11 protein-coding genes are annotated in these 13,962 nt (G+C 41.0%); 10 read left to right on the top strand and 1 reads right to left on the bottom strand.

Annotation, left to right across the window (positions count from 1 at the left end; all coding sequences use genetic code 11):
- The 7 genes from H626_RS0109470 to H626_RS0109440 all read left to right on the top strand — a co-directional run.
- On the top strand, nucleotides 1–441 hold a 441-nt coding region (locus tag H626_RS0109470; protein ID WP_027109153.1), incomplete at its 5' end, for a family 1 glycosylhydrolase.
- A gap of 31 nt (nucleotides 442–472) precedes the next feature.
- Complete coding sequence (locus H626_RS0109465; protein ID WP_035619187.1) at nucleotides 473–1,813, top strand: PTS sugar transporter subunit IIC; 1,341 nt, start codon at nucleotides 473–475, stop codon at nucleotides 1,811–1,813.
- Nucleotides 1,814–2,008: 195 nt separating this feature from the next.
- Nucleotides 2,009–2,725, top strand: a complete 717-nt coding sequence (locus H626_RS0109460) for a GntR family transcriptional regulator (RefSeq protein ID WP_027109151.1) — start codon at nucleotides 2,009–2,011, stop codon at nucleotides 2,723–2,725.
- 29 nt (nucleotides 2,726–2,754) lie between these two features.
- A complete protein-coding gene (locus tag H626_RS0109455; RefSeq protein ID WP_027109150.1) occupies nucleotides 2,755–3,114 on the top strand; it encodes an FtsX-like permease family protein in 360 nt (119 codons plus the stop codon).
- Nucleotides 3,115–3,448: 334 nt separating this feature from the next.
- Entirely contained in the window at nucleotides 3,449–4,810 is a 1,362-nt protein-coding gene (locus tag H626_RS0109450; protein ID WP_027109149.1) for an alanine/glycine:cation symporter family protein, read from the top strand.
- A gap of 151 nt (nucleotides 4,811–4,961) precedes the next feature.
- Entirely contained in the window at nucleotides 4,962–6,101 is a 1,140-nt protein-coding gene (locus H626_RS0109445; RefSeq protein WP_027109148.1) for a DNA/RNA non-specific endonuclease, read from the top strand.
- A gap of 396 nt (nucleotides 6,102–6,497) precedes the next feature.
- On the top strand, nucleotides 6,498–7,958 hold the full coding sequence (locus H626_RS0109440) for a DUF5050 domain-containing protein (protein WP_027109147.1): 1,461 nt from the start codon (nucleotides 6,498–6,500) through the stop codon (nucleotides 7,956–7,958).
- An 83-nt stretch (nucleotides 7,959–8,041) separates the two neighbouring features.
- Here the strand turns inward: H626_RS0109440 and H626_RS11065 are convergent, their stop codons facing one another.
- A complete protein-coding gene (locus tag H626_RS11065; RefSeq protein WP_051237934.1) occupies nucleotides 8,042–8,608 on the bottom strand; it encodes a dihydrofolate reductase family protein in 567 nt (188 codons plus the stop codon).
- Between the two features lie 315 nt (nucleotides 8,609–8,923).
- Between H626_RS11065 and H626_RS0109430 the strand changes: the two genes are divergently transcribed.
- The 3 genes from H626_RS0109430 to H626_RS0109420 all read left to right on the top strand — a co-directional run bounded on the left by H626_RS0109430 (nucleotide 8,924) and on the right by H626_RS0109420 (nucleotide 13,770).
- A complete protein-coding gene (locus tag H626_RS0109430) occupies nucleotides 8,924–10,045 on the top strand; it encodes a M20 metallopeptidase family protein (RefSeq protein WP_027109146.1) in 1,122 nt (373 codons plus the stop codon).
- 140 nt (nucleotides 10,046–10,185) lie between these two features.
- Complete coding sequence (locus H626_RS0109425; protein WP_027109145.1) at nucleotides 10,186–12,840, top strand: cation-transporting P-type ATPase; 2,655 nt, start codon at nucleotides 10,186–10,188, stop codon at nucleotides 12,838–12,840.
- Between the two features lie 162 nt (nucleotides 12,841–13,002).
- Nucleotides 13,003–13,770 (top strand): SDR family oxidoreductase, encoded by a 768-nt coding sequence (locus H626_RS0109420; protein ID WP_027109144.1) that lies wholly within the window; start codon nucleotides 13,003–13,005, stop codon nucleotides 13,768–13,770.
- The last annotated feature ends 192 nt before the right edge of the window (nucleotides 13,771–13,962 follow it).

The following is a 13,962-nucleotide window of genomic DNA, read 5'->3' as shown; positions in this document are numbered from 1 at the left end:
GGACGTCTGGGTGGGAAAATGAATCCACATTTAGACGCAACAGAATGGAATTGGCAAATCGATCCACTTGGCTTACGCTATATTTTAAAAGATCTGTATACAAAATATCGTTTGCCACTATTTGTAATCGAAAATGGTATTGGAGTCATCGAGGAACTACCAGAAGATGAACTGATCAACGACGACTACCGGATTGAATACCATCGCGATCATATCCAAGCGATGAAAGACGCTGTTGAAAAAGATGGAGTCCCAGTCATTGGTTACTTAGGATGGGGTTTGATCGATATCCTTAGTTCACAAGGCGATATGCGCAAACGCTATGGCATGGTTTATGTCAACCGAGAAAACCATGACTTAAAAGATATGCGTCGGATACCGAAAAAAAGTTACCATTGGTTTAAGCAAGTAACTGAAAGTAACGGAAGAGATTTAAGCTAGGAACTTAAATAAAACACTGGGAGTGGAAGAAATGGATAGAAAAAACGCTAGTTTTTTAGATAAATTTGCTGAAATCGCTGCGAAAATAGGAAATCAAACACATTTGCGTTCTTTAAGAGATGCATTTGCTGTCACCATGCCACTATTTATTTTGGCGGGTATATCAGTATTAGTTAACAACGTTATTTTCCCCTGGTTTTTTGAAGGAAGTAATCTTCAGAATGCGCAACTTTGGGGAACTATGATTACAAATGGTACCTTAAATATCGCTGGTTTATTGATTGCACCCATGGTTGCTTATAGCCTATCCAGGAATAAGGGATTCTCTAATCCACTTGCTTCTGCAGCCGTAGCTATTGCTACTCTTGTAATTATGATGCCAATCAATACACCGATTACTCCGGTAGGAGCAGAAGAAGCTGTTTTGGCTTCAAATGTATTGACATATGGGAACATCGGAACAACAGGGATGTTTGCAGGGATCATTATCGGATTAGTAGCCACAGAGCTGTTTATCAAACTATCTTCTATTAAAAGATTGCAAATAAATTTGGGGGAAAATGTTCCCCCACAAGTAAGTAAATCTTTTAGTACTATGATACCAGTAATTTTAGTCCTTTCTATATTCGGATTCATAGGACTCATTTTAGCTGTGTTCTTCCAAACAGATATGATTACATTTATTTCAACCATTATTCAAGAGCCTTTGAGAAAAGTAGGAACTAGCTTACCAGGAACGCTTATTATTTACAGCACTGGAAATCTGTTGTTCACTCTTGGTATTCATCAAACAGTCATAAATGGAACTATATTAGATCCTTTACTATTAACAAATATGAACGAAAATATGTTGGCTTTCGCAAATGGATTAGAAATACCACATATTATTACTAATTCTTTTGTAGCAACATTTGGAATGATCGGTGGAACTGGTAGTACAATGTGTTTATTAATTGCAATATTTTTATTTGGAAAACAAAAAGCAAGTAGAAGTTTAGGTAAACTGGCATTTGCTCCGGGACTATTCAATATCAATGAGCCGGTTATATTCGGTTATCCGATTGTTTTCAACTTGCCAATGATGATCCCATTTGTATTGATGCCTGCTGTAGGTATTACGATAGGTTATTATGCAACAGTATTGGGATTAATGAATCGTGCAGTAGTCCTGATTCCTTGGACCACTCCACCGTTGCTTAGTTCTTTCTTAACTACTGGAGGAGATTGGCGAGCAGTAGTTGTTCAGTTATTTACAATTACGGTAGGGGTAGTTATGTACATTCCCTTTATGAGAGTTAGTGAAAAAGCTGCAGGAATTGCTATGGAGAAGGAACAAATAGAACTTAAAAAAGCTGAGATGCAAGTCTCATAAAACTGATCTCGTAATTCTTTATGAGAGATCATAGAATGAGCATAGAAACTGCTAGGGATAAGAATAGTAACTATTTTCAATGTACTAAAAGCTAAGAATATGCTATTCTTAGCTTTTTTGTTGAAAAAAACATGCTATAATATTGAACAAGAGATGTTAGTGAGTTGATGATTTTAATAGTAAGTAGGTGAAAAAATGCATAAATATAAAAGAATAGCTCAAACTATACGGGAACGTATTCAAGAAGGTTTTTATCCCTTAAAGAGTGCCTTGCCTGATCAAATGAAATTATGTAAAGAATTTGATGCCAGCCGCATTACAATAAAGCGAGCCTTAGAAATTTTGATAGAAGAAGGATATTTGTACAGTCGACAAGGATCAGGAACGTATGTCATGAAAAATGCAGGATCTGTTAATGCGTTCGATTCCCTTGCAGATGAGTATCCGGGTGTCACAGAACAATTGGCTGGTAAGGAAGTTGAAAGTGAAATTTTGAAATTTGTTATCCGGAATCCTTTGGCTAAGGAAGTTGAGAAACTATTAGTAGAAGTAGATGATTTCATTTACGATATCAAACGAGTCCGTTATGTAAATGGAGAAAGTATTGTGATCGAGCATACGATAATGCCTGTCAGTGTTATACCTGGCATCAACAAAGAAGTTTTGTCTCACTCTATTTACGGCTATATCCGGAATGAATTGAATCTAAGTTTTGGTGGAATTACTAGAAGGATCACTGCTGAAAAACCTGATGAATTGGATCGAAAGTATTTGTTATGCACTAAGGAAGATCCAGTTTTGCAGGTAGAACAAGTTGTTCACTTAAAAGATGGAACTCCTTTTGAATATTCAATAACGAAACATCGGTTTGATAAGGGCGGCATCAATGTTGTGGATCGATACCATAATTAAAGAATTATTGTTTGCGAGAGCTGATCGGTGTGTTTTTAGGAAGCTTATTTACGATCGGAGCAGTATTGATCACCTACTATAAACAAATATATGAAGGATATGAAGATAGAGAACGAATCCAGATCATGCAGAAAGTCGGCTTGGATAAAGAAACGACTAAAAAGGCAACGCAATCTCAGATCATTTGGATGTTTACCTTGCCGATTTTGACTGCCGTGGTCCATACCGCTTTTGCCTATCCTATAGTACAAAAACTGCTGATGATATTCAGTATCACAAGCAATAAACTCTTTTTAGTCACGACTGCAAGTGTCGTCGTAGTATATTCGCTGATCTACTGGATCATTTACCGCATCACGTCGAAGATATATTTAAAAATTGTAGAATAAAAAAAAGACTCAGGGGACCTTTCCTGAGTCTTTTTGGTCGTCTCATTTCAGGACAGACTTACTTCAAACGGGGGAGGTACACCTTGCGATAACCGTTGGAATAAAGTGATAGCCCAAAGAGTTGTGCAAAGGGAGGTCGAAGCGTTAGCTCAAACTGTTTGATAGGCAATAGGAACTAGTTTAAGGCACCTCTTTGCGAAGGTGTCTTTTTTTGTATGGAGTCGCAGCTTCAGTTTAACTCAATATTTTTTCATGAAATTTTCAATAAACATTGAGTGATCGAAATAATGTGTGGTAAGATTCTGCTAGAGAAAAAACACAAAGGGAGAGAATAATGGATAGTTTTATAGAAATAAACGAGATGATCAATGGTTTTGTGTGGGGGTGGCCACTGCTATTTCTTATCTTAGGGACAGGCATTTACTTAACGATAAAAACGAACTTTGTGTCTTTTACGAAATTTGGTTACACAATGAAGCAGACTCTTTTTAAAATATTTAGCAAAGAACAAGTAGGCGAAGGAGAAGTGACGGCCTTTCAAGCTGTAGCAACTGCCTTAGCAGCGGCTGTCGGTACCGGGAATATAGCGGGTGTCGGAACAGCCATAGCTATAGGAGGACCGGGCGCAGTGTTTTGGATGTGGCTGGCCGCATTATTTGGAATGGCAACGAAATACGGTGAAGTGGTCTTATCGATTGAGTACAGAGAAAAGACAGAAAGTGGTCACTTTGTCGGAGGACCGATGTATTACTTAGATAAAGGCGCAAACAAGAAATGGCTAGGAGTCATATTTGCTGCCTTTGGTACAGTAGCTACTTTTGGAATCGGGAATATGGTGCAATCCAATTCGGTCGCGGCTTCTTTAAATACCACGTTTGATATCGATCCCTTAGTAACGGGGATAGTACTAGCCATTGCCGTCGGATTAGTAACTATAGGTGGGATCAAAAAAATTGGACAGGTAACAGAGGTGTTAGTGCCCCTAATGGCAGCCATTTATTTTTTTGGTGGCTTGATTATTATCGTGTTGAATATTGAACTCGTTCCGGCAGCATTCGGCGTTATTTTCCGCGACGCCTTCACAGGGACAGCAGCTGCTGGTGGATTTGTTGGATCTACCTTCGCCATGACGATCCGTTTCGGTATTGCTCGGGGCGTCTTTACAAACGAAGCCGGACTAGGGAGTGCTCCGATTGCCCATGCGGCAGCGACTACAGACCATCCAGTAAGACAAGGACTTTGGGGGATTTTTGAAGTTTTTATAGATACGATGGTCCTTTGTACCATTACCGCTTTAGTCATTGTGATGACAGGTGCTTGGGAAAGCGGCTTCGATGGAGCGGCACTGACAACCGTAGCCTTTGATAAAGGAATGCCCTTTGGAGGACATATTGTCACATTCGGTTTGGTATTCTTTGCTTTTTCAACATTATTAGGTTGGTCTTACTATGGCGAAAGGTGTATGGAATATTTGTTTGGAGAAAAATCCATTGTTTTATATAGAATTATCTTTATTCCTTTAATTGTTGTGGGATCAGTAGGTGGGTTACGTGTCATTTGGTCGATAGCAGATACATTGAATGGATTGATGGCTCTACCCAACTTGATCGGGTTACTCTTATTGAGTCCAGTGATCGCAAGATTAACGAAAAATTATTTTGGTGAAAATGGTATTTATGAAAAAGAAAAACAGTAAAATACAAAAGAATAAGAAGTAAAACGACTATCAGCAGTATAAAAAACAGAGATGCTTAGAAAGAGTGCCCTCAAAAAAGATTTATTTTGAGGACACTCTTTCTTTTTTTGAGCGACTAGTTGCATCTAGAGAAGAAAAGGGGCAGAAACAAATGAGTGATGTATTTTTAGGTTTCATGTTGATCAGTATGGTGCTCGTGGTTGCCTATTTTATTAAAGGAATCATGAAAAGAAACAAGACCGATTTCAAAAAGGTAGGGATAGCAGGGGGAACCTTATTTGTATCCTTCGTACTGTTTGGCATCACGGCACCTGAAACAGAAGAATCAGCTAGTAACGTAGCTGAAGTCGCGGTGAGAGAAGAACCACAAGAAAAGGAAAAAGCACCCGAAGGGAAAAAGCCTGAAAAAGAAGCTGTTGAGGAGAAAATAACCGAAGATGCAGCACAAGCAGAAGAGAAGTCTTCAGAAAAATCGGCAGCTGATTCTGACAGAGCAGTCGCTGCGACAGAAATAGAGACCAAAGAAGCAAAGCCAGAAGATATATTTGCCGGCTATCAAGTGATCACAGTGGCTGGTGGGAACCAGTCAGGTCATCGCGAAGCCAACGTTGCCGTGAATATTGGGTTTGGTGACAGGGAATACTGGGCCTTTACCAATGAGCATGGGCAACTGACGCATGTGATCGCAGATGAAATCGTCTTACAAGATGAAGTGAACGAAGCTGTCACCTCCCAAGGACGGTATTTTTATGACGAGGCAAAGGTACCCGGGACAGAAAGTTCAGATCTTGATGAGGGGCATGTCATCGCGGATTCACTGGGAGGTGTAGGGAATGCTTACAATATTACTCCTCAAGACAGCACGATGAACCGTCACGGTGATCAAGCCTACATGGAGCGTTCTATCCGTGGCGTGGGTGGTGCAAAAGGATTCGAAGCCATTATTACGTATCCGAACACAGATACACAGATCCCGAGCCATTATCAATACACCTATACGATCCAAGGAGAGAAGGTGGTCGATTCATTTGCCAATGTCGATCCAGATGAATACAACGAATCTCAAGGCTTAACTTCATCTGAGCCGAAAGAAGGATCCCAATCTACGAGCGAGGAAGAAACCAAAGCGAACACATCCGCTCAAGACGTGACGACTGTCGACACAAATGGCAACGGAACGGTAACGATAGCTGAAGCAAAGGATGCTGGCTTTTCCATGCCCATTACAACGGACCATTGGATCTATCCGTACATGATCGATAGAGATGGCGACGGGATGGTCGGAGAGTAAAGAAATGAACAAATAGGTTAGTCAACTAACCCCCCATGAAATTAGAGGTAAAAACTAATTTCATGGGGGGGTATTAGGTGGTTTTTGTGCAGACCACTCTTACAAAATAAGCAGTCCATAAAAACGGGGTTTCGTAAAGGCGGTATCCGGTTTGTCCAAGCCTAAACGTGCACGATGATAGTCCTCTTTTCCTGCCAGTAAGTCTGTGATAAATTGGGCAACTGCCTGGCGTTTGACTTGAGCTTCTACAAACGGTTCTCCTTTTTCAGTTACATGGAGGGATTGCTGTTTTGACTATTTTAGCGTATGATTTTAAGTAAGAAAAAAGATGTTTAAAAGAGGTCTATTCAATCGATTGGAGTGTCTAGCTGTTTTTAGGAGTTGAGGAGGTCAAAAATGGAGAAATTTCAAAATAGATTAAGCTTAGCTCTAAGAGGGTCGATTTTTATTTATTTGCCCGGATTGGTGCTCTTATTTGGATTGTATGAATTGCTATTTGAAGTAGAAATGAGCTTTCACTGGTATGTCTTGTTATTGTACTTGGTTCTGGTGGTCAATTGGATAGTGGATAAGTATAAGTATGAAACAATGGAAGAAGAAGTACATAATCGTGAGTATGTAGAAAAAATTCTGAATGAGAATAAGTGGGAAGTCCACGACCGTCGAAGAGAAAGGCTAGTGGTCGCTCCAACTTTTGATTTTCCACTGAATAAAATCATCAACAGTATTGTCGAGATACAGTTTTCAAATCAAACTGTCAGCATCTCTGGTCCGGCCTATTATGTTTCAACCTTATCCAAAATGCTTCAAGCTCAGGAAAACAGTCGGTGGGGAAAAACCTTTAGTCTGTTAAAAGGATTGCTTGCTGCAGTATTCGTACTTTCACCACTAATAGCAGAAAGCGGAGTGGTGTGGGAAGCAAAAGTGCTGCACCACAATTATCAAGCAGAAGCGAGTGATCGGATAGAAGCTATTTCCGAAAAGAGTATTGGAAACACAGTCGAAAATATCAATAATTACGGTGCTGGAGTTGAAAATGCAGACCATATATTTTATATAGAAGATGATTTTGCTATTGTCAAAACAGATAAAGAGTTTAACACTAAAGAGTATCTGATACACGAAAGCACAGGCGATAGTTATAGCGATCTGAACCTTGTCGGAGAATGGCTATACTATACCAGAGGCGAAACACTGAATAGAATGAAAACTGATGGAACCAAAGAAGCGGTCATGTATGATTTAGGGTATGTGTATGATGTTCATATCCGTGGAAAATGGCTTTTCTTTATTAATCTAGAAGATGATGCGAGTGTCTATCGAATGAACCTCGATGGACAGAATCTTCAAAGGATCTTCGCGGAACCGACGAGGGATATTGCTTTGTATGAAGATGAACTGCTCATTAGCTATGGAGAAAACGATGAAGCGGTTGTGGAACGAATGAGTTTAGATGGAAAAGAAAGAGAAGTGCTTTTCCATGAAGAAGCCCAGAACGTAATCTCGTGGGAGGATCAGTACTATTATATCGATGAAAACTTTAGACTGTATCGAATAAAAATGGTGGATACGGCTACTCCCGAATTATTAGTAGATGAAGATATTTCTTCGTATACGATCGGTGAAAATGAGATCTATTACTCCTTGCTTTCGGAAGAGACGACTTATCCAGGATCTGGATTATATAAAATGCAGTTGGATGGTTCACAGCAGACACAATTATTAGTAACAGAGCGTCTATCAGGGTTGACGAAAGTAGGCGAGAGTCTTCTGTTTTCTTCTTCTCCTCAGTATGGGTTGATCACTATGAAAAAACTGGATTTAGAAACGAATAAGATCGAAACCTTGTCTTTTTAAAATGAACAGAAAAAGTCTTATCCTCTTTTGAATAGGATGAAGAGGATAAGACTTTTTCTTCAAGATGCTGCAGGACCACCGGGTTAAAAACACCGGTGCTCAGTACCGAGTTGTCCTGGCTGTAGAACTGTATAATGCAGCTCTACAAACTGGTTGAAGTTCCGCATTCCTTTTAGAAACAGTCCCGTTTGTGCATACCCTCCTCTGAACAAAGGAATGCCCTTGCCTAATAAAACGGGAGCAACTGTGATGATCAGTTCATCAACCAAATTTTCTTGTAAGAAGGAAGAAAATAACTGCCCTCCACCAACAAGCCAAATGTTTTTGCCGGCTTGTTTTTTTAGAGCATCTATAAAGGAGGTTGGATCATCCCTTATAAATGTGACATCCGCAGTATGTTCAGTAAAAGAATGAGTGAACACGAAACAGTCTTTGTTTTTATAAGGAAACTCTTCTAAATCCTGATTCATTATCCAGTCATATGTCTTTCTTCCCATCACAAGAGTATCCACCGTCGCATAGAATTCTGCGTAGCCATTATCTCCTTCACCCTCTACCTCAAAGAGCCACTCAAGCGATTCATCCTCTGTAGCAATAAACCCATCTACACTCGAAGCAATAAATAAAAGCAATTTTCTGTTTGTAGTCACACGAACCCTCCTTATCAAAAATGACAGTTCTACACTCGCTTTGTCCTGGATAGTTCAGCACACCTGAACAGACGATTAAAAAACAATTTAAAAAAAATGGACTCAACAACACTAAATTTCTATTTAATTGTATACTGTAAGTGTGAAATTCTCCAATGAATAAGAACGAGGATAGGGATGGGTGTGGGACCTGTTCACTATTTAGCACCTAGGAGTATTGTTGTGCAGATTTCATTTTAGTCTACTGGTTTCTCTTACTTTCATACCTAACTGGAATGGTAGAATCAATCAGCAAAATGAAAGAGGGCTGTCCTGATGAAAAAAAGCAATTATGAAAAAGCAGTAGCTTTACGCCACGAATTGCATCAACATCCCGAACTGTCGAATGAAGAAACATGGACGAAGCAACGGTTGATGGATTTTATAAGAGAACAGACGACTCTGGAAATTGTAGATAAAGGCAATTGGTTTTATGCGGTCTATCGAGCTGGAACGGATCGGCTGAATAGTGCTTTTCGAACAGAATTTGATGCTCTTCCAATGGATGAGGTGATCGAGTTGCCTTGGGCTTCTGAAATCCCAGGAAAAGCACACAAATGCGGACACGATGGACATGCTGCAACGATGGTCGGATTCGCATTGGAAGTGGATCAAGAAGGAGCAGCCAACAATACGTTCTTTTTGTTTCAGCCAGCTGAAGAGACGGGTGATGGGGCGATTCAATGTGTGGATTTGATCAAATCCGAACAAATCGATGAAATTTATGGATACCACAACTTTAGCGGTCTTGCGTATCAAGCGATCGCTGCCCGGGAAGGGACGACTCATTTCGCTTCGAAAGGGATGACGATCCATTTTGAAGGTGCCCCAGCTCATGCAAGCCGACCGGAAGATGGGCAGAATCCTTCTTTAGCCATTGCAAAATTGATTCAAGCTCTCCCAGGATTCACTCATGTAAAAGAGTATTCTGGAGAGGTTTTGGCTACAGTCATTCAAATCGCTGTGGGGTCCGAAGCTTTTGGTATTTCTCCGGGAGAAGGAGAGTTGAAAGCAACTATCCGGGCATATGATGAAAAAGATTTGGATCGCCTACAAACAAACGTTGAAACTTTCGCGAAGGAGATAGCCAAACAGGAACAACTACAGGTCTGGTTTACTTATCAAGATGAATTTCCGGAAACGCTCAATCATAAAGAAAACGTAGAAAAGGTACGCCGAGCAGCTAAATCATTAGGGTATGAGTACACCGATCTACTGAAAGCATACCGGGGGTCTGAAGATTTTGGACACTATACAAAGCAAACAAAAGGAGCGTTTTTCTATATCGGAAATGGAGAAGAATATCCTCAAGTGCACACGAGTGCGTATGACTATCGTGATGAAAATATTTCCCGCGGAGTGGAGATGTTCAAGACACTCGCGAATATGTCAGACTAAAGAAAAGGGAGTAGTTGTCCAGAGAAATTGGCAATCCATACTGAGGGGATCTCTTTTGTCAGAGTGTCTGTCGTTTCATTCTAAAAAAAAGCTGTGTTAGTATAAAAATAAGGAATCTCTGTGGTAAAGGAGGTAAAACGATGGGAGACAAGAAGTGGTTTTCACTGGATAGCGAAGCAGTGGAACAAGAACTGAAGACAAATACACGAGAAGGTTTGTCTGGGCAAGAAGTGACCGCTCGCAAGGAAGAATATGGGAAGAACGAACTGCCTGAAAAAGAGAAAGAACCGGAATGGAAGAAATTCCTGGAACATTTTCGGGAGGTTCTGATCTACATCTTATTGATTGCAGCTGTCGTTACTTTTATATTAGGAAAATATGTCGATACGGGTGTCATTCTGTTGGTAGCTATTGTCAATGCGCTGATCGGGTATCTTCAAGAGCGCAAAGCTGAAAAAGCATTAGAAGGAATCCGAGAGATGCTTTCATTGAAGGCGACCACTTTGAGAAATAAGGAAAAGAAAAGGATCGATTCCACCGAACTCGTTCCTGGAGATATCGTGCTGTTAAAAGCAGGCGATAAGGTGCCGGCTGATTTGCGGTTGGTCGAAACGGAACGCTTGAAGGCTGAAGAATCACCTTTGACGGGTGAATCTGTATCTGTAGAAAAGGCGACGAAAGCTGTAGATGAGGATACGGTTCTTGGGGACCGGGTCAACATGGTGTTTTCGGGAACGTCTATTTCTAGCGGAACAGGTAGGGGGATCGTGGTCGCTACAGGTGAAGAGACGGAAATCGGCAAGATCAATCGCTCAGTAAATGAGGTGGAAGATATCAAAACTCCCCTCCTGAGGCAGATGGATCGCTTTGGAAAATCGATCGCTGTCGTCATTGTTTTTCTGGCCGTCATACTCTTTGTATTCGGTCTCTGGATGCATGATTATGAATGGGGAGAGTTATTGCTCTCGGTGATCGGGTTGACTGTCGCTGCGATACCGGAAGGACTGCCGGCTATCTTAACGATCATATTGGCTCTGGGTGTCCAGACGATGGCTGATAAAAAAGCCATCATGCGCACGCTGCCCTCGGTAGAAACATTGGGTGCAGTATCGGTCATTTGTACAGATAAAACCGGGACACTGACAAAAAATGAAATGACTGTGACGTCTGTCATCACAGGAGAAAAGCAGTATCAGGTCACCGGTACAGGGTATGCACCAACTGGAGAGATCCAACTGAATGAACATGCCGTACAGGTCGAAGAGGAGCCGGATCTGGAAGAGCTGCTCACAATATTCAAAACGATCAATGATACAGAATTGAACCAGTCAGATGGGGAATGGGAAATAACTGGGGAACCTACGGAAGGCTGTCTATTGACGCTTGCTAAAAAAGCAGATAAGGAGATACCGGCATTATCCATTCTGTCCAAGATCCCTTTTGATTCGGAGTATAAATATATGGCCGGCCTAGTTGAAAGAGAAAACACGAAAAAAGTATATGTGAAAGGTGCGCCGGATCGCTTATTGGAAATGGCTGGACTGACTGAGGACTCTCAAGAACGAAAATACTGGGAAGAAAAAATAAGCGAACGCTCTAAAAAAGGAGAACGATTGATCGCGGCTGGCAGTAAAGAAGTTTCGGGAGATTTTGGGGAACTGGATCATGACGCTGTTGAAAATGGATTGACATTCATTGGTCTAGCCAGTATTGTAGATCCGCCGAAAGAAGAAGCGATCGAAGCTGTGAAGGCCTGTAAAGAAGCCGGGATACAAGTCAAGATGATCACAGGAGACCACAAAGAAACGGCGCTTGCCATTGCAAAACAAATGGGGATCGCTGAAAATGACGATGTCCTTGAAGGGAGAGAATTGGACGCGTTATCCGCTGAAGAATTCAGAAGTGTTGCTGAAAAAGTCAATGTTTTTTCAAGAACGAGTCCGCAAAACAAGTTGAAACTCGTAGAAGCTTTACAAGACAATGGACATATCAGTGCGATGACAGGTGATGGGGTCAACGATGCTCCGGCTTTGCAAAAAGCGGATATCGGTGTAGCGATGGGGATAAAAGGTACCGAGGTAGCCAAAGAAGCTTCTGAAATGGTTTTGACGGATGACAACTTTGCGACCATCGTCAATGCTATCAAAGAGGGAAGAAGAGTTTATGATAACTTGAAAAAAACGATCTTGTTTATTCTGCCGACGAATGGGGCAGAGGCTTTTCTCGTGATGGCCGCTTTATTGATCGGATTGGAAATGCCGCTCACTCCTGTACAAATTTTGTACGTGAATATGATTACGGCCGTAACAGTTGCTTTGGCTCTGGCATTTGAACCATTAGAAAAAGGGAGCATGCAAAAGCCGCCAAGGAAGTCAGATGAAAAACTACTGAGTCCCTACTATATTTTCCGAATCATTTTTGTTTCCGTTTTGATCGGCGGGTCAGTCACGTATTTGAATACGCAATTGAGTGCCGGGCTTTCAAGTGAACACGTCCACACCGTGACTCTTCATTCGATTGTATTTGCCCAGCTCTTTCACTTATTCAATGTGCGGAACGAAAGGCATTTCAGTTTGAATAAGCAGTTTTTTCAAAACAAAGCTGCCTTTATCGTTTCAGGATTGCTGATTATTTTTCAGTTGCTCGTGACCTACGTGCCCTTTATATCCGAAGGGCTCGGATTGACTTCGATCCAAGCAACGGATTGGATCATCCCCGTCCTGATCGGATCAGGTGTATTTGTAATCGTAGAGATCGAAAAGTATTTTTCAGTCAAAGTATTTAAATGGAATTGAAGGAGAATCTTCGTGGGATGACTAGCGTCCATTTCACGAAGTTTTTTCATAGCATCCAGTTATTTTGAAGGACAGTAGAGAAGGAGACAGGGTATAAATTGACAAAAAAAGGTCTTTGGTCTAATCTTTATGTAAGCGTTTTAATTAAAAGGAGGCACGACAATGGGAAAATTAGAAAATAAAGTGGCCATAGTTACGGGTGCTGCATCGGGTATGGGAAAATCTATTGCACAGTTATACGTTAAGGAGGGTGCACAGGTTTTGCTTGCGGATTACAATTTTGATGGAGCCAAAGAGGTTTCGGACGAATTGAATGCAGACGGAGGAAAAACTGAAGCTATGGAAATAGATGTTTCCAAGGCTGAAGATGTGGAAGCTATGTTCGATAAAGCCGTAGAGGTATTCGGGACGGTAGATATATTGGTCAATAATGCAGGGATCATGGATGGGTTTGAACCTGTGGGAGAAATCACGGATGAAAGATGGGATCATATATTTGACGTCAATACCAAAGGTGTCATGCGTGCGATGCGTAAATCTGTAAACTATTGGATGGATAACAATAAAAAAGGTGTCATCGTAAATGTCATCTCAACTGGTGGTTTAAATGGAGCTCATGCCGGAGTAGCGTATGGGGCATCGAAACATGCTGTTGTAGCATTAACGCGGAATTCGGCTTTCATGTATGCTGAAAAAAATATTCGAGTGAACGGCATCGCTCCAGGTGCTGTTGAAACAAATATTGGTTCTTCGATGACAAATATGAGTGAGTTTGGGTTTAGTAGAGCGAAATTGACACACGGTCTTAGTCCAAGAACAGGAAAACCGGATGAAATCGGAGAGGTTGCTGTTTTTCTAGCTTCGGATGATTCCAGTTTTGTTAATGGGACCGTCATCGTTACAGATGGTGGTTGGACTTCAGGATTCTAAGAGATTCTTAAACAAAAAAGGTTCTATAATTAATCGTGTTGGTGAGTTCTAACGAACTCGCTGGCACGTTTTTTTGTATATCAATAGAAAAAGGCCAGTAGATTCCCTTATAATTAAGTCGACGAAAACCAATCAAAGGAGAATCTACATGACCCACTCTCATATTATACGAAATTCGTTGAATATTAAAGA

The sequence above is a fragment of the Lacticigenium naphthae DSM 19658 genome (assembly GCF_000425865.1).
GTDB classification, from domain to species: Bacteria; Bacillota; Bacilli; order Lactobacillales; family Carnobacteriaceae_A; genus Lacticigenium; species Lacticigenium naphthae.
Note: the sequence above shows the minus strand (reverse complement) of the source record. Positions and strands in the feature narration are given on the sequence as shown.

Excerpts from the sequence above, each read along its gene's own strand:
- H626_RS0109420 (WP_027109144.1), top strand. The coding sequence starts at position 13,003 with ATGGGAAAATTAGAAAATAAAGTGGCCATAGTTACGGGTGCTGCATCG.
- H626_RS0109465 (WP_035619187.1), top strand. The coding sequence starts at position 473 with ATGGATAGAAAAAACGCTAGTTTTTTAGATAAATTTGCTGAAATCGCT.
- H626_RS0109460 (WP_027109151.1), top strand. The coding sequence starts at position 2,009 with ATGCATAAATATAAAAGAATAGCTCAAACTATACGGGAACGTATTCAA.
- H626_RS0109440 (WP_027109147.1), top strand. The coding sequence starts at position 6,498 with ATGGAGAAATTTCAAAATAGATTAAGCTTAGCTCTAAGAGGGTCGATT.
- H626_RS0109450 (WP_027109149.1), top strand. The coding sequence starts at position 3,449 with ATGGATAGTTTTATAGAAATAAACGAGATGATCAATGGTTTTGTGTGG.
- H626_RS0109425 (WP_027109145.1), top strand. The coding sequence starts at position 10,186 with ATGGGAGACAAGAAGTGGTTTTCACTGGATAGCGAAGCAGTGGAACAA.
- H626_RS0109430 (WP_027109146.1), top strand. The coding sequence starts at position 8,924 with ATGAAAAAAAGCAATTATGAAAAAGCAGTAGCTTTACGCCACGAATTG.
- H626_RS0109445 (WP_027109148.1), top strand. The coding sequence starts at position 4,962 with ATGAGTGATGTATTTTTAGGTTTCATGTTGATCAGTATGGTGCTCGTG.